This is a genomic window from Marinomonas sp. MED121 (assembly GCF_000153025.1).
Lineage (GTDB): Bacteria > Pseudomonadota > Gammaproteobacteria > Pseudomonadales > Marinomonadaceae > Marinomonas.
Window position 1 is genome coordinate 666,025 of record NZ_CH672430.1, and the last position, 25,443, is coordinate 691,467.

A 25,443-nucleotide genomic window follows, 5' to 3' on the forward strand; every position below is an offset into this window, starting at 1 on the left:
AGTTTAACCAATTGCTGCGAATGCGAATCGTTTTCTCAGTATGTTTTTTGATTTATCAATGAATTGAGCGTTAAGGATGACTGAAAACTAAAAAATTAACGCTTTTCTTGATGATGATGCTTAGATCTATTGTCAGGAGAGAAATACCAAAGTGGTAGATTATGCCTAAAAACACAATGATATTAATATTAGATCTGAACTTTAATATGTTACAAGGTAACCGCTTGTTCAGTTCTGTCTTTCAAGGGGAGACAGTTAAATCTGAGTTAACTAATATTGTTTGTTCTAAAAGCAATAATGGGAAAAATAATAAATTTAGTTTTAGTTTATTTCTGCTTAATGAAATCAAAGAATTTACCGCACAGCTTTACTTCGAAAAAAATAAATACCACCTCTTCATCAAAGAATGTAAAACCTCCAAAAGCATACAAGATTTAACCTTTAAGCTTAAATATTATGACTTATTGACAGACTTGCCCAACCGCCATCTTTTTTACATGATTTTTGAAAAGTTACTCAGCAAAAGAAGCCACTTACAGCATGGCATTATTTCGTTAAACCTTGATGGGTTTAGAACGGTCAATGATCATTTTGGCCATAGGGCTGGTGATAACTTGATCCTTCTGGTGACACAAAAATTAAAGTCTTATGTCTCAAAGTCTGAATATTTATTTCGCATGGCCGGAGACAATTTTTTAATTTTAAAAGAAAACGTACAAGATATCAGTGAGTTAGAAACACTGGGATCAAATTTAATTGATTTAATTTGTACGATTTATCCCGTTGAACAAATGGAAATGCTGCTAACGGCAAGTGTTGGCATTAGTCATTACCCGCAGCATGGCGCTGATGTCGATACCTTGCTGAAAAAAGCAGATATCGCATTATATGACTCCAAATCTAGGGGATATAATAATTATAAAATATTCAAACCTGACATGATTAAATCCACCAATGCTTATGTCACTTTGGGTGCGGATTTACGTCAAGCAATTGAAAACTATAATTTTGAACTTTATTATCAGCCAAAAGTAAATGCGAGTGATTTTAGGGTGATGGGCGCTGAGGTGCTAATTCGTTGGAAGCATTCCGAATTAGGCTTTATTACCCCAGATAGATTTATATCCATCGCAGAAGAGTCTGGCTTAATCATCCCTTTAGGTGAATGGATAATAAGGGAAACCTGTAAACAATTAATGGAATGGGATAAAGACAATCACCATGACTTGATCGTTTCGATCAATTTATCTATGAAGCAGTTAGCCCATAAAGATTTCATTGATATGGTGATGGGGATATTATGTGAGACTCATATTGATCCCAAAAGACTTGAGTTTGAAATCACTGAAACCGTGTTGATGTGTGATGTTAACGAGGTGAGTGAGAAAGTGAATAGGCTAAAAGATATCGGCATCAATATCTCTATTGATGATTTTGGAACAGGTTATTCTTCATTATCTTATTTGAAAAAGCTGCCTATTCAAACGATAAAAATTGATAAATCATTCATTCGAGATATTTGTTCTGATGACGATGATAAAGCCATCGTTAAAGCAACCATTAACATGGCGTTGAGTTTAAATATCGATATCATTGCCGAAGGTGTAGAGAATATAGAGCAAGTGAATATATTAAGAAACTTTGGCTGTCAGTACTTTCAAGGTTATTATTTTTCAAAACCTATCGATAAGCAAAACTTCATAAAATATTGTGAATACAAGCAGCAAAGACATGGCATGCTCGCCAAGTTAGGCTAAACACATAAATAAGTAAAACAAGAGTTCAAAAGTAAAAAACGAGCATTATAGATAGTACTCGTTTTTTGGGTTATAGGATTTAAGGTCTTAATCGCAGGTTCCCTAGCTTTTAGGTGTAAGCGAGATAGACTCAAAGCTGACACCATCCCAGCCGTGGACCATAAACTGACGTATGTTTTGATGGTCTTCCCCTTCAGGGTTTTGCAGTACATCCACACGATAAAAATCACCAAATAGCTGGAGTGTGTCAATCGCATCTAGGTTATGGAGTTTTGCAAAGGTGAAAATCTTGCAAGAGCCATTGTTTTGACCTGCTTCATTTCTTTGCTCACCATTTTGAAAGCTTGCTGCTTGAAATTGGTACTCATTATCTATGGTGCTCATAGTGTCATTGAAGGCAATGGCTTCGGGTGTGCTTTTTATTTTTTCAATTAATTCACTGCTGTGTAACATGTTAAGTCCTATCTTGTGGGGATTTAAAAGAGGATGGCAAAGGTATTGCTATCCTCTTGATGTTTAAATTCTATTTGCTCGTTGCGACGCTTTGCTTACAAAATAAATGATAACAAGTAAAAGAAGCAAGGCCACAAACTGCCATAATGCCTAGCATAGGCGTGAAGCTATCGTTATGTAATAGGCTCACTAAAATACCGCCAACCGCGCCCATTGAGAAACGTGTTGTACCTGCTAAGGCAGTGACACTGCCATTCAAATTGCCAGCATGTTGCATTGCACCTGCCATAAGGCCGCCACCTAGAATGCCAAGGCAGCCAACAAAAATGATAATGGGCAAGATCAAAATAGATAAACTCGGTTTGGTAAAAAACATCAAGCCAAGCATGATAAGAGAACAAACAAGTACTGCTTTTAGAGCATGCTCTGTGACTTTTTTAGCGCCAATCTTATCGATAAGACGAGCGTTGATGGTGGTCGCTAACATCATGGCAATCATATTTAGGGCGAACAAGACGCCAAACATCTGTTCACTCACACCATAAAACTCGATATAGACATAGGCTGAGCCTGTGATAAAGGTAATCATGCCAGTAAAGTGAAAGGCGCCTGTCAGTATATGGCCCATCACAAGTGGATTTCTTAGCAGTTTATAGTAGTTAAGAAGGGCGCTTTTTAGCGCAAGAGGGTGGCGCTTTTCAAGGGCTAAGGTCTCAGGGATTTTAAAATAAAACAAGCTGGCGCTGATTAACGTAATCAAGGCTAAAAAGACAAAAATATAATGCCAATCTAAGACAAGTAAGATGGCGCCGCCGATAAGAGGCGCGATAAGAGGTGCGACTGACATCACTAACATAATGTAAGACATGGCTTTGGCAAACTGATCTGGACTCAAGCCATCCTTGACTAAAGATTGGTTAGCAACAGCCACCCCAGCACCACCAAAGGCTTGGATAGCACGGCCTAACATCAAACTATTAAAATCAGTGCTAAAAATACAAATTAAGGTACCGATAAAAAAGACAGCCATGCCGAACAAAAGGACTTTACGACGTCCATAAGCATCTGAAATAGGCCCATATAGAAGTTGAGAAAAAGCATAAACCCCTAAATAGATACTAATTGTTAGCTGCACCAAATTAATTTCCGTATTAATGGATTCAGCAATGGCAGGAATACTGGGTAGATAAGTATCAATTGCCAGTGGTGTTAACGCACTGAGCAAGCCTAGAATTAAAATCGTACCTAAATTGAGTGTCATTGGTGAGGGTAGGCCTTATATGCTGGTCATTAAAGGGGTGAGTATACGGGATTTTAAGAGGAAAACGCATAGGCTAGTGGTTTTTAGGGGGCTGTCTTATTTTTTACATTTTTCGCCTGTGTTATACACGAATTTTAACTTTCTGTTGTGCTAAAAAAAGCCTGTCTTGTGTTAATCTAAAGTCTTTCCCTCCTTGTTTTAATTGCGTGTTTTTAAAAGGAGTGCTCTCTCTATTTTCTGTTGTCCAATTCTGGACAATCTAAAGGATATTTATGTTAGGTTTTTTTGAAAAATGGACTCAACCTTTTCCCGATGATGAACCCACTCAGCCACCCACTGGTCTGATTGCGTTTTGTCGTCACTATACTAAAGGCTTCGGACGGCCGTTAATCATCATGTCTTTACTGACTGCTTTACTTGCCATTTTAGAAGTCATTCTTTTTGATTTTATGGGTAAGCTGGTGGATTGGTTGTCGACTAAGACGCCAGAAACCTTTTTACAACAAGAAGGTATGAGCCTGATTTACATGTCTCTCATGTTATTAGTGGCGCTTCCTGTGGTGGTTTTTATTCACTCATGTGTTGTGCATCAAACCTTGATGGGGAACTTCCCCATGATGATACGCTGGATGGCCCATCGATATTTATTAAAGCAAAGCGTCTCTTTTTATCAGGATGACTTCGCAGGAAGAGTTGCCACCAAGGTGCTTCAAACTTCACTCGCTGTGCGTGAAGCTGTGATGAAGCTATTGGATGTCTTGGTCTTTATTCTGGTGTATTTCATTTCCATGTTGGTGATAGTGGCGCAATCGGATTGGCGTCTTATGTTACCTATGCTGATTTGGTTAGTGTGTTATACCTGTGTACAGGTTTATTTTGTGCCTAAGTTGAAGCAGATTTCATCTTTACAGGCAGATGCCAGATCCACAATGACAGGTCGAATTGTCGATAGCTACACCAATATCAATACGGTGAAGCTTTTTTCCCATGATAAACGCGAAGCGAATTATGCCCAAGAAAGTATGGATGGCTTTTTAGATACCACTTACAAGCAAATGCGTTTGGTGACTTTTTTGAATGTCAGTGTTCAAGCCCTTAACTACATCTTGTCATTCAGTGTGGCTTGTTTGTCGATTTGGTTATGGATGCAAAACGCAGTGTCTGTTGGTGCGATTGCCATTGCGATTGCCATGGCGCTTAGATTAAACGGCATGTCCCAATGGATTATGTGGGAGATCGGTGGCTTATTTGAGCACATAGGCACAGTCGCAGATGGCATGAAAACCTTGTCTAAAGCCCAAACCGTATTAGACAAAGAAGGGGCACCAAAGCTAACTGTTGAGAAAGGTGATATTCAATATCAGAGTACACGTTTTCAATATGGTAAAGACGAAGGTGGTATAGACGGATTGAACCTGCACATTAAAGCAGGAGAGAAGGTCGGACTAGTCGGACGCTCTGGTGCAGGTAAGTCCACCTTGGTAAACCTACTAATGCGCTTTTATGACGTGGAAGGCGGTAACATCAAGATAGATGACCAGGATATCAGTGATGTTCAGCAAGATAGCCTTAGAGCACAAATTGGTATGGTGACCCAAGACACCTCCTTGTTACATAGAACCGTGCGTGAAAACTTGATGTACGGCAGACCTGATGCCAGTGAAGATGAAATGATCGCTGCAGCGAAACGTGCTGAGGCTCATGATTTCATTCTGACGCTGTCTGATCCTCATGGAAATCTTGGTTATGATGCCATGGTTGGAGAGCGGGGGGTCAAGCTCTCAGGTGGTCAGCGTCAACGTATCGCTATTGCCCGTGTTTTACTAAAAGATGCGCCTTTGCTGGTATTAGATGAAGCCACCTCGGCACTGGATTCAGAAGTCGAAGCCTCAATTCAAGTGAGCTTAAACCGCTTGATGAAAGGCAAAACCGTTATTGCCATTGCCCACAGACTTTCAACCATTGCAGCCATGGACCGACTCATTGTTATGGATGATGGCAAGGTAGTCGAACAAGGCACCCACGACGAACTCAGCCAATCGGGTGGTATCTACGCGCAACTTTGGGCTCACCAAACGGGTGGTTTCTTAGCAGAAGATATCGAACCTGAAGAAGAGCAGTGTGTTTAGCGTAAATACGTGTCCAAAATAAGCGTTTAAATAGTGAAAAAAACGCCCTTCTCATGAAGGGCGTTTTTTTTATCTAAGGTGCTGTAAAAAATAGCTGAGTTTCACTAGATAACGTTTATATCTAGATAAGGAGTGCATAAGAAGCTTTTTGCGTGCTTTCTAACTCATTTAATCATGATGTAGATTAATCATGATGTAGAGACCAGATAACGTGAAAAACATTTTCAAAACAATGAGTTTTATGTCAATTTAAAGTGAGTACACAAACTAACTGTAATTTTAGTCTGTTAATGAGTGTGAGCCGCTGGAGTATTATTTTGCGAGGGATATATGGCGATTTTTAATTCAATGAAGTCTTTAGTTGTTCTTATTGCGTTAGTCGCTTTGGGCTTATCAGGTTGTTCAAGTCAAAGAATAAACACCAAAAGTAGTGTTATGGAGTATCTATACCCGACATCTGACGATTTTTTAGTGACAGCTTCTACTCCTCATTTAACCTTGCCTTTGCGTGTAGGGGTGGCCTTTGTCCCTGAGAGCTCAGACAACAACTCTCAAAAAAACGTTTGGACAGGTAAATCTTATTCAGGAAAAATTACCGAGTTTAAAAAGAATCAAATTTTAGAAAGCGTCTCTGACAACTTTAGAGAGTTAGAATTTGTAAGCAGTATTGAAGTGATTCCCTCGGCTTACCTGACGCCAGGAGGTAGTTTTCCAAATATTTCTCAGATTAAGACCATGTATGGCATTGATGTGATTGCTTTAGTGTCCTATGACCAAGTGCAATTTACCGATGAGGGCGCGCTGTCATTAAGTTACTGGACCATTGTGGGAGCTTATCTAGTGTCCGGTGAAAAAAACGATACAAGCACTCTAATGGATACGGTTGTATATGACATTGAAAGTAAATCCATGCTTTTTAGGGCGCCAGGTACCAGCAGAGTGCTTGGTAAATCAACTTTGGTTAATTTAAGCGAGGAGCTGAGGGCAGATAGTATTCAAGGTTTTGAAGAAGCAGCTGATGATATGGTGATCAATTTAAATAACCAGTTATCGAGTTTCCAAGAGCGTATTAAAGAAAACCCTGAGCAAGTGAAAATAAGCCATCGTGATGGCGCTGGGTCTTTAGGAGTATTATCTTTCTTAATTCTGTCTTCCTTATTGGTTCTCTCTAGAATCAGAAAATACAAGCAAGGCCTTGAGTCCCTTAAAGACTGATGGCTAAGTTCAACTTCAGCGGAAAAAAGGATAGTTTATTGAATCAGGAAGATTTAAACCTTCAATATTTATCCAGGCAAGATGAGTGAGTTAAAGCAGCACTCACATAAATATCCCTCCAAGCTCTAACAGGAGTTGAATTAACATTTAGCCAGGAAGGTGTTCAGTTGATAACCAAAAGTGACTTTATAAGCAAAATAAATGAATTAGGTCTGTCTAATAGCACTATTTGTCTGCATGCATCATTTAAATCATTAGGTTTGGTAGATAAAGGGCCAGAAACATTGATAGAAGCATTTATGGACACAGGTTGTACTTTAGTGTGTCCTGCGTTTTTCTATCAATCACAAACGTCCCCTATTCGTAAAAACTATGAAAATGACGGCATTGATTACTCAACAGTAAAAGAAATCTGTCCGGTTAATTATTTGGGCAGTGATGATCAAATCGAACGGTCAATGGGGGTCATCCCCAAATTACTTTTAAAACATGATATGTCATCTCGCACCTCTCACCCAACAAACTCATTTGTGGTTGCTGGCACAAATAGGCAGAGGCTCCTATTAGGACAGTCTGAGTTAAATGTTTACTCCGTATATAAGAAAATTTATGAGCTCAAAGAGGATGCTTTCATAATGCTCATGGGGGTTGATTTTGAGTCATGTACGCCAATTCATTATGCAGAGGAATTGGCTGGTCGAACTCTCTTTAGACGGTGGGCACTAAGCAAAGATATCGTCACAGAGGTCGAAGAAGGCTCATGCTCTGATGGCTTTGAAAAGTTAAGATGCGTTACCCGTAATATTGAAAAAGTGGCCAGTTTTGGTGAAGCTCAAGTAAGAATCTACAGGTTCAAGGAGTTCATTGACAAGTTAACTAGCACAATATCAGATAACCCTGAAGTGACCCATTGTGGCTCCATTACTTGTGATAGATGCAATGATATGGTGTCTGGTGGAAGGCGTAGCTAACACTTTGCTTAAGTAGGCAACTAAGGCTCTTATGCTACAAACGCATAAAGCGTTAATGACAAGTATTTATGCTCTCCTAACTCTATCGGATTACCCATAGAGTGACTGTCATTTTATAGGTCATTTTATAGAGGTGAGGTGCAGATTTGCATTCGCACACTAAATACTAATAATTGAATGTGCCAAAAAGTTTAGTCTATTTGTGCTTCTGCTCGCAAGATAGCAATTCTTAGATTGTTTTTCCTAATAAACATTATTATTTATCTTAATACTCCTACCTTTAATACATTGTCTTAATTAGATTTTTAAGTGAATCGATAAAAACTTTCTTGATAGGCTTTTAGCACTATATCAAGGGAGGAATTGAGACAAAAATGAGCCTTTAGCATTTTATATTAAATGCTTAGAGGGTGATTTTAGCTGTCTGTATTATCAAGACGTTGCGAATTGTTATGTCATGGATTTTCACGAGTGTCTTGTTCTGCTTTGAGCTTACTATAAGGTAAAAATTGTCAGTCATTTTGATCGTTTAGCATCCGTTTTAAAGGACTTTTTAGTAACACAGACTGAGTTATTTAAATCCCAGAGGCTGTGGCTGGTGGGATATTGGTCGGTAAACTTTAAATATTCAAAGGAATATATATGAATAGTAATCTGAATACTAAAACGTCTATTTTCTATCGTTGTTTTATTTTACTTATTTTGATTTTTCAGCTAACCCAAAAAGTGAGCGCTAATGATAAGTATTTAGGTGAATTCGTCCTACAGCAGGATAAAATATGGGTTGAACTCTTATCCAATGGCAATGAAGTGGATGAGTATGTTGAACTTTATCGGGATGAATGGTCTGTTGCCTTGGTAGATTCCTCCTTTACTAAAAAAGTTCGTATTGATCTATATACGAATAAAATATACCAAGCAGCCATATCGGGTTCTGAGGTTGAGATATACAATGTGATGTCGCCTGTAGATAGCTCTGTACGAGGTTATACTGCTAGCCGAGTGACTTATGCCTCTTTGGATGATTCAGCTGCGACACCCACTTATAGAGATGGCACTCAAACTCTCGGTTATATTTGGTACTCAGCCACCTTACCAAGTGGCTATGAAGACTATAATGCGGGTATTGGTTTTTACAGTTCTGTTTGGCCTTTATTGAATAAACCGCTGCAGTCCCTGCAAATTGGTTTACCTGGTATTTGGGTAAGGCCTGATAACAATGGTGTCGAGGAGGACTTATGTCCTGAAGGTACCTTGGCATCAAATTGGTCTGAGCGCAGTGGCAATCACTTCCAAGATGTTTTTCAAACCATGGAGGGAGGCTCAGGTTATTGGATAAATAATCGTTTTCAAACCAACCAACCCAAATTTTCTATTAATGGTACTTCCCAGTGTTATGACTATGAAATTTCAACACCAGGTTGGCCATTTTTCTACTCAAGCGCCCCCCTTGATGATGACAAAATGGGGTTGGCACAACTGAGTAATCGCGTGCTTATTCCACCAGATGCTATGACGTTTGAAGGTAATCCAAATGGTGAGTTCATTGGCTATACCTGGATGTCATTACCGCTTGATGAGCCTAGCTATTTAGGCGAATTTATACAGAAAGAGGGTGATGAATGGGTGCAGCTTGATAAAAATGGGGAAGAGATTTCTCAGTTTCAAGAGGTTGCTCGTGATGCTTGGTCTGTCTACCTAAATGATGACGATAGTGGTGTGTCGGTACAGCTCGACTTATGGACCGAAGAAATCTATCAATATCCATCAAATCAACTTCAAGATAAGGCGCTTTTATATAATGTGGCGAGGCCTTTAGACAGAAGTGTTGGCGGTGATGTGGTTGATAGGGTGATTTTTACCTCTGCTGAAAATGATGCCTCTCAAATAAATACACCGACAGGGGATAATAGCTGGACCTTGTTCGTTAATACTGAGAATTTTAAAGGGCCATTGGCTTATTATATCCCTGATTCTTGGAGTCGTATTGCTGAAGAATTTGACTATGAGTTTGATATTGGCAAAGGCTTAGATGCAAAAATGGCAGTGCCTGATTCCACAAGCGGCGCAATGGAATTTAATACAGTCCCACATTTTGAAGGTAGTGATAATGATGGAAATCAGTATCGGAAAATACCTGCCTTGTATTTTCCTATCGACGACAATGATCGCTCAGTTATTGTGAGAGATGTAAAACTCTATTCTAAATCTGCTTTATATGACGATCTATCAAGTGGGGAAAGCGGTGCTGACCTTGTGGATGGCTCGTTTGCGAATGCTGGTGTGACGTTAGACTTATTTACAGCTTCGGTAGACTATAAGTTCTCAGACTCTTCCATTAGTGGCATAAATGAAACGGCTACCCCAACTGTTTTCGATGATGGCATATCCTGGGGGCTCAAGTGGAATAACAGTGAGGTGTCACCAGCGGGTCGTTTACCGCAATATTTTAAATATGAAAATGGCGAGTACCAAGCCATATCAATGGATGACGTGCCAGAGGAAACAGGCTTATTTGATAAAACCTTTATCGCTAAAACAAAAGGTGACTCTTACTCTGCTCCAGAGCTTGGTGCTTGGGTGAGCCCTGGTCCAATAGAGAATACAACTTATACTGTACAGCTTAATGATGGTTCTACTGTGGATTATAAATGGTATCGATTTATTGATCAGCCTGCGTTCCAGCAGTTTAGTTTTAGTGAGGAAAAGAAAGCGCACCTACAGGCCTTTATTGAGAAGATGCATAAAGAATGGTCGATTGATAAGGATTATATGGCAGCACCAACTGAGGGTGAGTTAGTGTCAATCGATGAGAATCTTATCGTTACGCCGCCTGCGGGTATGGAATACGGCTATGTCCCGATTGTTGTATATCATGGGTATGAGCAATAGCTTTAGTTTAGCTTTTATAAGGAAATAACACTAGCAACCACTACTTCATTAAATGCTATGTAGTGGTTGCTACTTTATTTATTAAATGTTAGCCTCGACGGCGATTTATTTAAGCAAATCCTCGAACTAACTTCCTCGATTTCAGTCTTACCTAAGAATGCGTAAGCAAGATTAAAAAATCCAAACGTTAAAGCTAAATTATTGAACAACGAAATACAGAAAATGTTGCGTCCTGTACTCAATTCCAATTAAGTTCGCTATTCGATATGGTGATAAAATAGAAGAACTTCAGAATTAAATCGTTATACGATAATGAGGCTTATTAGAAATGATGCGTAGTTTAGACTGCGCCTTTATAGTGAGTTTTATTATGACTGTTATATTTAATGGTACACAGATCCAAGTTAAACAACCGGTTTACTCGATTTCGGTTCATAAAAATCGAGTCGTATTTACGGATGCTCAAGGTGAAAAAAGTGCTCAGTTTTCAACCGTTAATGAACGCCGTGATTTTATTAGCAAGTTAGTGAATAGCTAGTAAAAAATAAAACCCCAATACTTTCTGTATTGGGGTCATTTCAATAAACCTTTCTTTATATACTTTCAATTTGATCTGGTTTTGTTTCCAAGCTTTTTTTAAGCAAGATCAACAGGTCCGTGGTCATCACAGTGGTATCCATGCTGGTGGTGCAAGCGCCCATCAACAATATAATCTGTGTGATCCCCATGCTTTATCGCTTCATGGCCACAATCAGGCCCATGAGTATGGCCACCGCAAGTATTCACTGGGTTACAAATATCAGCATTGGTATCACTCAGCTCGATAACATGACCATCACAGTGATCTCCATGAGGATGATGGAGCTCGCCATCAACTAGGTAATCAATATGGTTTCCATGTTTAATGGCTGTGTGTCCACAGTTTGGGCCATGAACATGGCCAGTGTGAGAGTGAGTGTTCGAACAAGACATTTTCTAAGCCCCCTGTAAATAATAATCTATTCCCTGATTAGTTGCTAACTTATAAAACCGTTATATCTATGTTTGATCAATCTCATCATGGAAGAGGCTCTACCTTTAAAAGATAGAATATAAAAGGTGGGCTTAAACTGAGAAATGAAAAGGCATCAATATGTATTTTGCTTTGACCATCTATCATGGCTATTTCAGATAAAAAAACGCCCTTCAATTGAAGGGCGTTTATTTGCTCTGCTACACAAGATTGGTGTTAATTAAGCCCCAATCACACCACCGTCTTTACGGGTGATGACAACCACAGTAGAACGCGGTTTGCTGTTACCACCTTCTGGGAAGTGGGCATCAGGGTGTTGAATGCCGACAAACATCGCTTTGCTGTCTGGGCTGAATTCAAGACCTGTGATTTCACAACCCACAGGACCTGTCATAAAGCGGTGAATCTCGCCGGTATCAGGGTCTGCACATAACATTTGGTTATTTCCTTGGCCTAGGAAATCTCCTTTGTTTTTATAGTTACCATCTGTTTGAATCCATAGACGGCCCGCATCGTCAAAACCGATACCATCTGGGCTGTTAAACATGTTATGAGAACCGATATTGTGGCTACCTGCATAAGCATCTTGATGCTGATTTGGGTTACCTGCAACTAGGTAAAGGTCCCAGTTAAACTTATCTGCTGTGTGGTCGCCATTAGGTGGTGTCCAACGAACGATTTGACCATAATGGTTTTCGGCTCTTGGGTTAGGGCCGCCTACAGGTTGTCCTTCTTTACCGCGGTTTTTGTTGTTAGTCAGTGTGCAATAGACTTGGTGACCATCAGGGTGCACTGCAATCCACTCAGGACGGTCCATTGTGGTTGCACCAACATGTTTAGCGGCTTTACGTGTGTAAATAAGGACTTCAGCGTGATCAGCAAAGCCATTTTCTGGTGTTAGGCCATTTTTACCGAAAGTTAGCTCAACCCATTCGCCAGCACCTTTGTCCTGAGTCATAGAGAATTTAGCGACATAGAGTGTGCCGTCAACTAGTAAGTTGCGGTTGGCATCTGGGTTGTTAGGATTGTATTTATGCTCAGATACAAATTTGTAGATGTGCGCACCACGCTCATCATCGCCCATGTAAGCAACGACTGAACCATCATGGTTGACATGAATCGCCACGTTTTCATGTTTGAAACGGCCCATAGCAGTACGTTTAAGTGGCAGTGACTTAGGATCTTTAGGGTCAATTTCTACAATCCAACCAAACTTATGTGGTTCATTTGGGTTTCTACCAAAGTCAAAACGGTCATCTTGCTTATACCACTGGTAGCGTTTTTCATCATTTTTGATGCCATACATTTTTTGCTCTTCAGTACGTTCTACATTGGCATCGGCACCAAAGTAACCGTTGAAGTTTTCTTCACAGGTAAGGTAGGTACCCCAAGGTGTTGCACCGTTAGAGCAGTTGTTCATAGTACCAAATACTTGTGTACCACTCGCATCTATGCGGGTTTTCATCAAATCATGACCTGCAGCAGGGCCCGTTAACTGCATTTCTGTTTGAACATGAATACGGCGGTTGAAGTCTGAATTTTGAATGACGCGCCAGATGTTTTTGTGGTCACGTTCCACTTCCATGATAGAAACACCATGAGCATGCTGTGCTTTTAACACATCATCTTTAGTCAGGTTTTTGCCACCATCAGCGTATAGGTATTTGTAATTTGTGTATTCGTTGTTGATCGCTAAAATTGCGCGATTCTCGCTAAGTGGGAATAAGCTCATGCCATCCGTATTATCGCCAAACTGCATAGCTTGGCTTGCGGCATTTGCATTACCGCTTGGATCAAATTTTGGCGCGTTAGGAAATAGTGGATCACCCCAAGATACTAGGCTCTGCCATTGGTAACCTTCTGGCAATACGATAGTGTCAGCTGTTGAAGTGCCAATCGCATCAAACCCAATTAAAGGTGATTTAGCCATGGTGTGCTTGCCCATGCTTGATGCGACCGCATTACCTACACTTGAAAAAGCAAAGAAACCACCTAAGCCTGCGGTTGCACTTGCACCAAAAAAACGACGACGACTGATTGCAGTATCAACCAGTTTGTTAAATGTCGGTTCTAGCGTCGTAACCTCATTGTCTAGTGCTTCTGATACTGGTAACTCTTTGTTCTGTAGTTCTTTGCTCATGGTATACATGGTACTGCCCTGCCTATGTTGTTGCTATGAGTTAAAAGTTGAACGTGTTTCTATTTAAGTGTGAAACAGACTAATTTGAGAGTGTTGCAGTTAGATGGCAGTTTTAAGGCAGTGTGATTAAATGAAGTGAGAAAAGGCCTTCCCACTTCATTTTAGGGGCTTAATAAATATCTATAATGGCGTTAAAGGCGATGACAATACGGTCCTGTTGGCCAAAGTAGGTAAGAGCTGCATGTTTCAGATAAGAGGGGAAAAAAATTATTTGTCCTTCTTTGGGCTCAAAGTCCCACACTCCTTGCCCACTTAAGTAGGCGGTACCAGCATCTGAGTAGTGCTCAGCATTGACTCTGGGGTCATAAAAACGATTAACACCGTTACGATCACCTAAGGTGCTTTCGCCTGGGTCTAAATAATAAATACCGCACCAAGAGCAATTAGGGTGCGAGTGAGCATCATGGTAGCCACCGTTTTGTGTCACGTGATACCAAGACTCAATAATATTTGCGTCTACTTCGACCTCTTCTGGCCAAGCTTCTTTATTTACTTCAAATGCCACTTCAGCGAGCAGCTCTTCAAAAATCCGTTTAAGCTCCATTACCTCTGGTGTTTGCGCTTCTAAAAAGTTGAGTGGGCTTTCGAACAATTTATGTTTAGCAATTGGAGCAACTCGGCTGTCTATTTTTTCAGCTTGTTGCGCTTTACATTGATAAATGTAATTAACCAATTCTTCTTTTAAGAATTCATGGTCAGGCTGCTTTGCAATAAATAAAGGTGTGGTCCAAGTTTTAATGGCTTCAATAGCACAAGGTTCTGCCAGTTGAAATTCAGCGTCTAGGTCTAAGTGATTTGGCTGTGTCATGTTTATCTCGTTCAAACTCTTAAAATATGGATGAAGCCCATGGCTTTGAATGAGATGATTTTAAAGCTTGTGAGAGATACTGAATACTAAAACTTGTGATATATCCTGACTTGAGTGATTTAGCCCAGTGTATTTTTAGTCTAGTGAACTTTTCAGGGTAAAAGTCATCTGCAAATCGAGGATAAATGTCTCAGAAATAAGAAAACCCCTGCCATATGACAAGGGTTTTCTCGGGGATATAACTTCGCTAACTTAGCTTAGTTTTTGTCACCTGTTAAAGTAACGTTAGTAAAGTCAGAGTAAGCGTTAATCATGACAGATAGTTCATCACCAGAACTTACTGACATGGTGCAAGACTCGTTATTACCAGATTTGTAAGGACGGCAATCCCAGTTACTTGTTGTTGCTTCGCTACCGTTATTTACATAAAGGTCAGCGTCACCATTGAAGTAAGAGCCTGAGATAGCAATCGTTACAGAGCTAGTGTTAGATGGCACAGTGTAAACATATTTTAGTTGTTCACCTTGATCTGCCGCTAGACCTGTAATTGCTTTACCATCTTCAAGAACATCATCTTCACCTGGTGGTGTTGTACCACAGCTTGAATCAACACCCACTGTTGTGAAAGCGGCAGCAACATCTGTTGTATCAAAGCCATAGTCCTCAGCGGCTTTCATGACACCACAAGCACCTTCGTCATAGTCGGTGTTAACACCCCAATATAGCTGGTTAGCCAAAGCAAATGTTTGGAACGCTGTTTTTGTGTTCCAGCCATTAGTGGTGGCTAGTAGATAGAAGGCACGGTTGTAAACACCAGAGCTATAATGCACATCTAGGCCACTATAGTAATCATCAGCATGATCAATCGACTTACCGTCATTGCTTGGTGTGTCCATATAACGAAGTGCGCCGTTTGACTTGAAGATGTCAGCCCCGACTTGCCAATCGTTGGTACCTTTCATGTAGTACTCAGCCGCTTCACCTGCCATATCAGAGAAAGCTTCGTTAATACCACCACTTTGGTTTGCATATTCAAGACCAGAGTTTTGCTCTGTGAAGCCGTGTGACACTTCGTGGGCAGAAACATCAAGGCTTACCAGAGGGTAGAAGGTTGAATAACCATCACCAAAGGTCATTGCAGAGCCATCCCAGAATGCATTTTCGTAGTTGTTGCCGTAATGCACTTTCATTTTTAGTTGGAATGTTAAAGGTGCTGTGCCCATGTAGTCTTGGAACATGTCATAAACAACATTACCAAAATAGTGAGCATCGTTTAGTGGAGAGTAAGCGCCGTTAGCCGCTTTCTCGTTGTTATCAGGGCAAGTGAACTCATAAATGCTGCCGCCAGATGTTCTGTTATTCAGGTCATAAGTGGCAACATTGTCTGTTTCCATACGACAATCAGAGTCAACTTGTAGGTGACCATAGTCGGTACCATAGTAATAAACGCCTGTTTTTGCGTTACCGCCAATACCTGTCGCATTTTGGCTGGCAATAGCTTCTACTGATTGGCCGATGATTTCGTTGCTTTCAGTAGACTGGCCAATGATTTTGTCATTGTTTGACGGTGCAGATTGACCGATTATGCCATGATTTAATGCATTCCAAGATTTGTAAACTTTGCCTGAATTAGCATCGATGAAGCTAATAGGACGAGCTGGAGTATCACCGCCAGTAAAGATGTCTACTTTGTAAACTAGGTGAGCAGTTTGGCTTTCATCAAGCCAAATAATTAAATCAGCGCTGCTTCTTTCTGGTTTAGTTAGACCATCCTTACGTAACGCGATTGCAATGGCTTCTTTTTCGCTTAAATCAGCGCTTACTGAAGTCACGTCATTGCCAATGTTAGCAATATAGTTACCTACTACTTCGCTTATTTTGCCAGATGCGTCGCGTTTAGCCGACAAGGAGTGTCCATACACTTCAATTCCGTTGAACTGTTGACGTAAACGTGCTTTTTGAACCGCTTTTACATCATGGCTCTTAAAAGAGTTTTTACTATCTAAATTAAGGGCTTGCGGTAAATTAGTTAATGATTGACCGACAATAGACTGGCCAATAATTGACTGATTCTGGTCTGCTTTTAGTTGCACTATGTCAGCGGCTTGCGCAGTTGTCATATACATCAAAGCAGGTACTAAATAAGCTAACTTTTTCAATTTCATTACAATCTCCATTTGCTCTTATTATTTATGGTTTTTGCGATTGTGATTAATCGTTTTGCCATAAGTTTTTTTGCTTTTTAAGCACTTTATGTTGCTCACTTATGCTTCCACTCGTACGTTTTATAGTCAATCGAATGTCAGGTTTTACTCATAAGTGCGTATAACTGGGCTTAAAAGTGTCAGCAATTGGCACCGATTGTAATATTGGTGCGAGAAATGTGTAATATTTACTTTTTTGGTGCATTTGTCATTTTGTTAGTTTGATTCTTGAACAATTTAGTTACTAAAAACTGATTTTTTAATGCTGGATTTTTGAAGTTTTTACCTTGGCTTACGGTAAATATGAAGGCAATGAGAAAATAGGAAGATAATTCACAAAAAGATGACCTAGTTAGTCTTTTTAGTATTAGCTCTACTATGGCTTCTTATCCTTTGATCTAGGTTAAGTGATTACTTTTTTAAGCTGATATTTTCCCTCCTGTAAAGATCAACCAATCAATAAGGATAGAAAATATGAAAAAGTTAGTACCTATTAGTCTCATGTTGGCATTAACCTCTCCCTTTGTTGCTGCTCATGAAGAGGGGGATTTTTTTGTACGAGGGGGATTAGCTTCAGTAATGCCAAATGAGTCTAGTGATAATGTATTAAATACAGGTGAATTAGAGCTATCTGACAATACTCAACTGGGTTTAACCCTGACTTATATGTTGACAGATAATTGGGGCATGGAGTTGTTAGCTGCGACCCCTTTTACCCACAATGTGAGAACCGATGGACTGGGTAAGATTGCCGAAGTCACTCATTTACCACCTACTTTTATGGGGCAATATTATTTTGGTGAATCCGATAGTCAATATCGACCTTATGTGGGTGCAGGGCTTAACTACACCACCTTCTTTGAAGAAGAGGGCTTTGGCACCTTAGATGGTACTAATGTTGAGCTAGATGACTCTTTTGGCTTAGCGGTACAAGTTGGACTTGATGTTGAAGTGACAGAAGATTGGTTTGTGAATGCCTCTTTTTGGTATATGGACATAGATACAGAGGTTGAAACAACTGTGGGTACCTTTGATGCCGAAATTGACCCATATGTGGTTATGGTCGGCATGGGGTATACCTTTTAGGAGCTATACCTTTTAGGTGCTAAGCCTTTTAGGTAGTAGGCCTTTTAGATAAAAGGCCATTTAGCGAGTAAATTAGCATTTAGGCTAGCTTGATAAGTTAGCCTATCCTTAATGCTTTCCCTCCTATTTACGTAAATTACTAAGAATTCGCTCGCTTCGATAAATTAAGCTGCCAGCGCCAAGTGTCCGAACACATTTGGGTTAGTCCTCTTTCTACTTGCCAATCCAGTACTTTGTTTGCCTTGTGAGTATCTGCATAAAAGGCAGCAATATCGCCTGCACGTCTTGCTAATTTTTTGAAAGGGATATGTACCCCTGTTGCGTTTTCAAATGCTTTGACAACCTCCAGTACACTATATCCATGCCCTGCACCTAAATTATACGCCTCGACACTCGTTTTATTCCTATTGGTTTGATTTGCACTGTTTTGACTTGCTAGCTGCGCCAATGCTTTCAAGTGCCCATTAGCTAAATCCATCACATGGATATAATCTCGAATGCCTGTGCCGTCAGGGGTGTTGTAGTCATTACCGAAAATGCCTAATGCTTGTCTTTGCCCTGTAGCTACTTGAGCAATATAGGGCATTAAGTTATTAGGTATGCCCTTTGGATTCTCCCCAAGTAGCCCGCTTGAATGAGCGCCGATAGGGTTGAAATACCTTAATAATGAAATGTTCCAGCGGGGTTCGGATAAATGTAGGTCTTGCAGCATTTGCTCAATCATGACCTTGCTTTGTCCATAAGGGCTGGTGGCACTAAGGGGCATGTCTTCCTTATAGGGGATAGGGTTTTTGTCTCCGTAAACCGTTGCTGAAGAGCTAAAGACAAGGTTAAACACATTAAACTCTTGCATCACTTGGCAAAGATTTAGGGTGCCAACTAGGTTGTTTTGATAATAACTCAGGGGCTTGTCGACGGATTCACCAACGGCTTTGAGTGCAGCGAAATGGATTACGCCATGAATCTCTTGTTGCATAAAAACGGCCTCAATACTGGCTTTATGCATTAAATTAGCGAAATAAAATTCAGGGTAATGACCTGATATTTTTTCTATCTGTTTTAGCGTGGTGATTTCTGAGTTGCATAAATTATCTAAAATGATGACATTAAAGCCTGCTTCAATTAAAGCAATCACTGTGTGGCTACCAATAAACCCCATTCCGCCTGTTACTAATATATTTTTCATGCGTCACCTGCTGTATTTACATCATGAGTGTCGTCAAAATCGTGACAATCTCTTAATCTATGGGCCGCTTGTTCTGGGGTTAGATCTCTTTGATTTTCTGCCAGCATTTCATAACCCACCATAAATTTTTTGATATTGGCGGAGCGGAGCAAAGGAGGATAAAAGCAAGCATGTAATTGCCAATGGGTTAGATCGTCAGAGTCTTTGTCGTAGGGGGCATAATGCCAGCCCATAGAGTAAGGGAAGCTGCATTTGAAGAGATCATCATAACGCTGGGTGAGTTTTTTTAAGGCTAGAGCAAGATCTTTAATGAGCGGCGAGCTTAGTTGCTCAAACCTTGTGATGGCAAGCTTGGGCAGCAGTAATGTTTCAAATGGCCAGCTAGCCCAATAGGGGACAAGTGCAACCCAATACTGAGTTTCGAAAATGATTCTTTCTTGTTGAATGAGTTCTTGCTCAACATAATCCAATAATAAGTTGGATCCATGCGTTAGAGAGTAGTTTTTTAGCTGGGTATCCTTATTGGCCACTTCTTGCGGAATAAAGCTATTTGCCCAAATCTGACCGTGAGGATGGGGTTGAGAGCAACCCATTATCGCCCCTTTATTTTCAAATACTTGAATCCAAGGGTAGCTTTGGCTTAAGGAAGTGACTTGAGTTTGCCAAGTAACAATAATGCGCTCAATAGCGTTTAAAGATAGTTCCGGCATGGCTTGACTGTGATCTGGTGAATAGCAAATTACCCGGCTCAACCCCTTGGCGCTTTGGTGTTGGAAAAGAGGTGCTTGTTGCTCAGTTGGTGGTGCATCTGGACCGGTTTTAATTAATGCCGAAAAGTCATTATCAAAAACAAAGGTGCTGTCATAAGCTGGATTTTGCTCACCATTGATACGTTTATTACCAGGACATAAAAAGCAATCTTGATGATATCTTTGTTTATTTTCAGTGGCTGTTGCCTCTTGTTGGCCTTGCCAAGGACGTTTAGATCTGTGGGGGGAAACTAAAACCCATTTATTCTCTAAAGGGTTATAGCGTCTATGACTATGCTTGTTTATGTCAAAAGCGGCATCTTTTGCTGACTCATCAGCTTGGTTATTTATCGTGGTTGGTGGACTTATGTCGGTCATACTATTTTCCATTTCTAAAGAGCTGGCAAGGGCTGTGGCAAATTTTGAGCAAACAAGGTCCTACCTTGTATAAAGTAATGATTTTTTTATTAAGGAAAAAAGGCCTGTTTTTAGCAGCAGACCTATTTGTTAAGTGCTAAAGCAAAAGGGTTTGAAAGATGGGGTACATACTGGCTCCATAGGAAGATAGCTGCTCACCAACCCGTGAAGGAGCAAGCTCTGCCATAGGGTAATCAAAGCTTTTGTCCCATTCTGCTTCTAGTTTCATCTGTTTAATGAGTGCCTGACTAATGCGCGTCGGTGACGATCCCCCGATGACAATGCAATCTGGTCCAAACCATGCCAAGGTAAGAAGAAGAGGTGGCATTAAGGTTTTTGCAGATTTTATAATCCAGTTTTTAACAATTTCATGTTCCACATCTGGAATATCTTCAAGGGTAGTAACATCAAGTCCGGCATCTTGAAGCTCTTCTATTAGCTTGCGAATACAGGGTTTTGGTTTGTTTGATTGCTTAAAGAAAACACCGATTTCCCCTGCATTGTTGTTTTTACCTGCATGTAATTTGCCATCAATTATGGCAGCACCACCTATGCCGTGGCCTATTTCAATGAGAATAAGGTCCTTACAATTTGGCCATTGACCAGAATAGTACTCTCCAACGGCCGCTACTTTACAGTCATTATCTATCCAAACAGGCCAATCCATATGGGCTGCAAAGGCTTCAGCTAGATCCACATCTTGCCAGTGCTTCATTTGCGGTATGGTTCTGACATGCTTGCCATCATTTAGGTTTGGCCCAGGAAGAGAAACGCCCATGCCTAGAATGCGTGCATTGTGTAATCTGTGCTTATTAATCAGCTTGTCTGTCGCAAGTGCGATGGCTCTAATCGTGGTATCTGCTGGTTGAGATTCATCATAATCAAGGCTAATGCGTTCAATAATATTGCCGGTAAAGTTAGAGAGTGCTAATTCTATACGGGCTATATGAAAGGCAACCCCAAAGGAAAAGGCGGCATAGGGACTTAATGATAAGGGCTTCGCTGGCTGTCCTCTAGCAAGTTTAACCTTCTCAGTCTCTTGAATTAATTGAAGTGATAAAAGCTCTTTGCAAATAGTCGTTACTGTCCCCGTGCGAAAGCCAGTTAGCGTTGCAATTTTCACTCGGGCAATAGTGCCTTGCTCCCGAATAGTACTCAGTACTTTTCTTTGACTTTCCGTTAGCTGGAATTGGAGTGGTTTAATTGGGGATAACATATCTTAATTCACACTTTAAACTGACAAAATTGCTGGAACGTTAGCAGAATATTGAGCTTATTTATACTGGTTCTAGGCCGGCATCATAGGCAATTTCTTTTAGCATCTTGATATCGTCATGACTGATCATGTCTAACAAACCTTCTTGCAACCAATGAGTAATATTGCCTTTCACATCGTCCCCATATTTCAACCTTAAGTCTTCTATTGGATGAAGGCCTTTACTATTGGGTTGAAAATAGAGTCGTATGCCAAGGCCGCCTTTTTTGAACTCTCTTAAGTCTTCAAGGGCTGCATGGGGGTACTCAATACAAACAAAATCTGCCCCTGACGCTTGAATTGCCGCTAAATGGTTGGTGTAGCTGGCTATGGTCACGACTTGCGTGCTGACCTTAGGCATGAGGTGTTTTGCTCTTTGCATTAACTTATGGTCGAAGGCCAGTAATTGAATAATGCCATAGGCATTTGGAATACTATCAAGTAAGTCTTTTAGCACAGTGAGAAAGGTATCTTTTTGCTGTCTCTGCTTGATTTCAACAACTAAGCCAACACCTTTATCGAGCGCCCAAAGCGTAAGCTCTTGCAAGGTCAGGATACGGGTGCCCTTGAACTTAGGGTCAAACCAGGCTCCAAAATCGAGAGCTTTAAGTTGTGCTAATGTCATTTCTTCCACGAAACCTTTGCCATTAGAGGTTCTGTCTACACTGTGGTCATGAATGACCACAATCTCTTTATCAAGGGTCATTGCAACATCAATTTCGAGTGAGTAGGTCTCTTCTTGTAAGGCGCCTTCAAATGCGTGAAGCGTGTTTTCTGGATAAAGCTGACTGTATCCCCTATGACTATTGATAAGAACTTTACCGCTACCAGCAAGATGAAAGTTGAATGACATTTAAACGCCTTAAGTTTTTTAAAAAAGATTAATAAAACTTTAATCTAACGAGTGTAAAGTTTCAATCAAATTTTAATTGAGTGAGTAAATGAAAAAATAATGTCTTTATAAACAGTGTTTTAGGTGTTTTTGTTTGTTTTTTTATAAAAAAAACAAACACTAGGGGTACAAGATAAGTAAAAAATAAATTAATGTTAAACTTCTTAAAAAAACTAAATCGGTGCTCAGTTTTTATGTTGCAAATAAAAAATTTAAAAAAACACTTCGAAGATTATCTAGCCACTGATGATATTAGTTTTGAGGCTAAGGAGGGTGAATTCGTCACACTTTTAGGTCCAAGTGGTTGTGGTAAAACGACTTTGCTTAAAATGATTGGGGGGTTTCATAAGCCGGATTCAGGGGAAATTTGGATCAATAATGAAAGAGTGGATCATCTAAGACCGGAGAATAGAAGCACGGCCATGTGCTTTCAATCTTATGCTTTGTTTCCACATCTAAGTGTGTCTCATAATATTTGTTTTGGTTTAGCGCAAAAAAAATTAGCGGCCAATTTACAAAAAGATTATCTAGCAGAAGCATTGCTGCAAGTGGGGCTGGTTCCTCATAAAGATAAATTACCCAGCCAACTTTCTGGTGGTCAACAACAAAGGGTGGCATTGGCACGGGCGATGGTAATGCGACCTGACGTGATTTTGTTTGATGAGCCTCTATCTAACCTTGATGCAAAATTACGTGAAAGTGTTCGTTTCGAAATTAAATCGCTACAAAAAAAGCATAAACTCACCACAGTATATGTGACCCATGATCAGGCAGAAGCACTGGCCATGAGTGATAAAATTATTGTTTTAAATGCGGGACGAATTGAGCAAGAAGGCTCGCCAGAAAGCATTTATTACCGTCCAAAAAATCGTTTTGTTGCTGATTTTATTGGCGCCGCCAACATTCATAAAGCCAAGGTAACCAAGCTAGAACAGGCTCATCATTATCAGGTGAGCTGTGAGCTTGGAGATCTGATTGTTGAATCAGAGGAACCGCCAGTATCTGATTATGTTTATATTTGCTGGCGACCTGAATCAGCCTATCGGGCCCAAGGTGAAGTCGAAAATACCTTTAATATTAAGGTTGAAAATTTAGCTTTCTTGGGAAATGTGACAGACCTTTTTGGACGTACCCTTGCGATGAACGATGGGGAAAGTGTTCGCATTCAGCTTGATAAACTTTTACATACCCAGGTGGGAAAAAGTGAAAGCTTTGTAATACCAAAAAATGCGATCCGCTTCTTGGAAGAGGTGGACGAATGAAACTCTGGTTATTACTTTTGCCGGGACTTGGCAGCATCGTCTTTTTAATGGGCAGTGCACTTTATACCATCATGATTCAAAGCGTTGGTTTACACACTGAATTGGGCGCAAGTTTGGACTATTGGTCTGATACCTTGTCTGATCCTATTTTATTTCGTTCGATTGAATATTCTTTAAGAACGTCGGTGCTAGGTAGCTTGGGAGCCGTGATACTGGCTTACCCCATTGCTATGTGGTTAAGAAAGCCGATTCCAGGTAAAACCGCCATTATTGGCTTATTACGTGCGCCCATGTTTGTACCTGGGCTAGTGGCTGCTTTTTTATTGATCAATGTGATCTCATTTCATGGGATATTAAACGAAAGTTTATTGGCTTTAGGGGTGATTGATAAGCCGCTGCGCATTACCAATGATAAATTTGGCTGGAGCGTGGTGATGCTTCAAGTCTGGAAAAATACGCCGTTCGCACTGATTCTCTTGTCTTCTTCTATTAATAGTATTCGTTCTGATGTGCTTGATGCGAGTGCCGATCTTGGGGCTTCTGCTTGGGCGAATTTCTCTCAGGTAGTATTTCCTCTGACGATACCCGCATTACAGGCTGCGCTCATTCTTATCTTTATTGGTGCGCTTGGCGACTTTGCTTTTGCCTCCATTGCTGGTTCTAGAAATGTTTACTCTTTGTCTGTACTTATGCATTACACAGCAACCGCTTATTACGAGTGGGAAAAAGCAGCCGTAATAGGTTTAGTCATCATGGTGTTATCTGGTTTGTCTGCGATCTTAATTACGTTAATGACTCGTCCATTTGCGAATCGAACACGACCTGTTATTAGCGCGAGTTTTTTGGAGAGATCCCATGAAAAATAATAATAAATTGATACTGATTATCTCCCTGAGTTTTTTTGCCTTAGTTAATTTTATTTGGCTGGTGGTGCCTTTCTTCATGGCGGTTTTATGGTCACTTGTTGACCCTTCTCATCCATGGAGCTTCCCCGATATTTTTCCAAGGGTGTTGTCTTTTAATCGTTGGATTGAAGTTTGGCAAACGACTTCTCTACCAGAAGCCATGTTTAACAGCTATAGCCTAGCACCAGCGGTAGCGCTTTTAACTGTCACCTTGGCCGCACCAACGGCTTACGCTTTTGGACGTCTTGAATTCAGGGGCAAGCAGGTGGCTGAATTAATTACGCTTTTACCTATGGTCATGCCGACCATGATTTTGGCGATTTTCTTTAGTTCTTTGTTGTTAGATTTAGGCTTTTCTGAGCCTTATTTCAGCATAGTGGTGGCACATACCGTATTGGCATTGCCTTATGCAATTCGAATCATGAGTGCTGGATTTAAAGCCGTGCCGCAAGATGTGATTGATGCCTGTGCGGATATGGGGGCTTCTAGAATAACCACTTTTAGGCATGCTTTTTTACCTATGTTGAAGCCAAGTATATTGGCCTCTTTGATTTTTTGTTTAGTGATCAGTATTGAAGAATTCAACATGTCTTATGTTTTGGGGGCGCCTGATTTTATTACTGTGCCCACTATCTTGTACTCCTTTTTAGGCTACTCCTTTGTGCGACCTGATGCGGCTGTTGTGTCACTGTTTTTAGTGATTCCAAACGTTATCTTGATGCTGGTGATTGAGCGTCTACTCAAGGGGAACTATTTATCACAATCAACTGGCAAAGCCTAAAAGGAGGC

20 protein-coding genes are annotated in these 25,443 nt (G+C 40.4%); 10 read left to right on the forward strand and 10 right to left on the reverse strand.

Annotation, left to right across the window (positions count from 1 at the left end):
- Window positions 1-161: 161 nt before the first annotated feature.
- Window positions 162-1,757: a bifunctional diguanylate cyclase/phosphodiesterase gene (locus tag MED121_RS10910; RefSeq protein WP_009833750.1), complete on the forward strand. Its 1,596-nt coding sequence runs from the start codon at window positions 162-164 to the stop codon at window positions 1,755-1,757.
- Between the two features lie 102 nt (window positions 1,758-1,859).
- On the opposite strand, the gene MED121_RS10915 is transcribed toward MED121_RS10910, so the two are convergent.
- Together MED121_RS10915 and MED121_RS10920 are read right to left on the reverse strand one after the other, a co-directional pair.
- Window positions 1,860-2,210, reverse strand: a complete 351-nt coding sequence (locus MED121_RS10915; RefSeq protein WP_009833751.1) for a HopJ type III effector protein — start codon at window positions 2,208-2,210, stop codon at window positions 1,860-1,862.
- 70 nt (window positions 2,211-2,280) lie between these two features.
- Complete coding sequence (locus tag MED121_RS10920; protein ID WP_009833752.1) at window positions 2,281-3,471, reverse strand: Bcr/CflA family multidrug efflux MFS transporter; 1,191 nt, start codon at window positions 3,469-3,471, stop codon at window positions 2,281-2,283.
- A 272-nt stretch (window positions 3,472-3,743) separates the two neighbouring features.
- Between MED121_RS10920 and MED121_RS10925 the strand changes: the two genes are divergently transcribed.
- The 5 genes from MED121_RS10925 (at window position 3,744) to MED121_RS10945 (ending at window position 11,216) form a co-directional block, all read left to right on the forward strand.
- Window positions 3,744-5,600: an ABC transporter ATP-binding protein gene (locus MED121_RS10925; RefSeq protein ID WP_009833753.1), complete on the forward strand. Its 1,857-nt coding sequence runs from the start codon at window positions 3,744-3,746 to the stop codon at window positions 5,598-5,600.
- A gap of 330 nt (window positions 5,601-5,930) precedes the next feature.
- A complete protein-coding gene (rhlP, locus tag MED121_RS10930) occupies window positions 5,931-6,815 on the forward strand; it encodes a rhombotarget lipoprotein (RefSeq protein WP_009833754.1) in 885 nt (294 codons plus the stop codon).
- Between the two features lie 167 nt (window positions 6,816-6,982).
- Window positions 6,983-7,786, forward strand: a complete 804-nt coding sequence (locus tag MED121_RS10935) for an AAC(3) family N-acetyltransferase (protein WP_009833755.1) — start codon at window positions 6,983-6,985, stop codon at window positions 7,784-7,786.
- A gap of 642 nt (window positions 7,787-8,428) precedes the next feature.
- Window positions 8,429-10,678, forward strand: coding sequence for a hypothetical protein (locus MED121_RS23700; protein WP_009833756.1), 2,250 nt, complete (start codon window positions 8,429-8,431; stop codon window positions 10,676-10,678).
- Window positions 10,679-11,006: 328 nt separating this feature from the next.
- Window positions 11,007-11,216 carry a hypothetical protein gene (locus tag MED121_RS10945; RefSeq protein WP_009833757.1) on the forward strand — a complete coding sequence of 70 codons (210 nt, stop codon included), beginning with the start codon at window positions 11,007-11,009 and terminating at the stop codon, window positions 11,214-11,216.
- 98 nt (window positions 11,217-11,314) lie between these two features.
- On the opposite strand, the gene MED121_RS10950 is transcribed toward MED121_RS10945, so the two are convergent.
- From MED121_RS10950 to MED121_RS10965, 4 genes are all read right to left on the reverse strand, one after another.
- Window positions 11,315-11,650 (reverse strand): hypothetical protein, encoded by a 336-nt coding sequence (locus MED121_RS10950; protein WP_009833758.1) that lies wholly within the window; start codon window positions 11,648-11,650, stop codon window positions 11,315-11,317.
- Window positions 11,651-11,910: 260 nt separating this feature from the next.
- On the reverse strand, window positions 11,911-13,839 hold the full coding sequence (locus MED121_RS10955; RefSeq protein ID WP_009833759.1) for a PhoX family phosphatase: 1,929 nt from the start codon (window positions 13,837-13,839) through the stop codon (window positions 11,911-11,913).
- Between the two features lie 160 nt (window positions 13,840-13,999).
- A complete protein-coding gene (locus MED121_RS10960) occupies window positions 14,000-14,698 on the reverse strand; it encodes a putative 2OG-Fe(II) oxygenase (protein ID WP_009833760.1) in 699 nt (232 codons plus the stop codon).
- A gap of 257 nt (window positions 14,699-14,955) precedes the next feature.
- A complete protein-coding gene (locus MED121_RS10965; protein WP_116371608.1) occupies window positions 14,956-16,863 on the reverse strand; it encodes a M4 family metallopeptidase in 1,908 nt (635 codons plus the stop codon).
- Between the two features lie 513 nt (window positions 16,864-17,376).
- Here MED121_RS10965 and MED121_RS10970 point away from each other — a divergent pair.
- Complete coding sequence (locus MED121_RS10970) at window positions 17,377-17,988, forward strand: OmpW family outer membrane protein (protein ID WP_009833762.1); 612 nt, start codon at window positions 17,377-17,379, stop codon at window positions 17,986-17,988.
- 139 nt (window positions 17,989-18,127) lie between these two features.
- Here MED121_RS10970 and galE read toward each other — a convergent pair whose 3' ends face one another.
- From galE to MED121_RS10990, 4 genes are all read right to left on the reverse strand, one after another.
- Window positions 18,128-19,174, reverse strand: a complete 1,047-nt coding sequence (gene galE / locus MED121_RS10975; RefSeq protein ID WP_009833763.1) for a UDP-glucose 4-epimerase GalE — start codon at window positions 19,172-19,174, stop codon at window positions 18,128-18,130.
- Complete coding sequence (locus MED121_RS10980) at window positions 19,171-20,301, reverse strand: UDP-glucose--hexose-1-phosphate uridylyltransferase (protein ID WP_116371609.1); 1,131 nt, start codon at window positions 20,299-20,301, stop codon at window positions 19,171-19,173. Before MED121_RS10980 ends, galE begins: the two co-directional genes overlap by 4 nt.
- 136 nt (window positions 20,302-20,437) lie before the next feature.
- Window positions 20,438-21,556: an ROK family transcriptional regulator gene (locus MED121_RS10985; protein WP_009833765.1), complete on the reverse strand. Its 1,119-nt coding sequence runs from the start codon at window positions 21,554-21,556 to the stop codon at window positions 20,438-20,440.
- Between the two features lie 61 nt (window positions 21,557-21,617).
- A complete protein-coding gene (locus MED121_RS10990; RefSeq protein ID WP_009833766.1) occupies window positions 21,618-22,448 on the reverse strand; it encodes a glycerophosphodiester phosphodiesterase family protein in 831 nt (276 codons plus the stop codon).
- Window positions 22,449-22,681: 233 nt separating this feature from the next.
- On the opposite strand from MED121_RS10990, the gene MED121_RS10995 reads away from it, so the two are divergent.
- From MED121_RS10995 to MED121_RS11005, 3 genes are read left to right on the forward strand one after another with little or no spacing between them, the layout of a single operon-like run.
- Complete coding sequence (locus tag MED121_RS10995) at window positions 22,682-23,749, forward strand: ABC transporter ATP-binding protein (protein WP_009833767.1); 1,068 nt, start codon at window positions 22,682-22,684, stop codon at window positions 23,747-23,749.
- Window positions 23,746-24,615, forward strand: a complete 870-nt coding sequence (locus MED121_RS11000; RefSeq protein ID WP_009833768.1) for an ABC transporter permease — start codon at window positions 23,746-23,748, stop codon at window positions 24,613-24,615. The genes MED121_RS10995 and MED121_RS11000 overlap by 4 nt, the downstream gene beginning before the upstream one ends.
- The gene (locus tag MED121_RS11005) at window positions 24,605-25,435 is read left to right on the forward strand and encodes an ABC transporter permease (protein WP_009833769.1); all 831 of its coding nucleotides are present in this window, start codon (window positions 24,605-24,607) and stop codon (window positions 25,433-25,435) included. The genes MED121_RS11000 and MED121_RS11005 overlap by 11 nt, the downstream gene beginning before the upstream one ends.
- Window positions 25,436-25,443 lie beyond the last annotated feature (8 nt).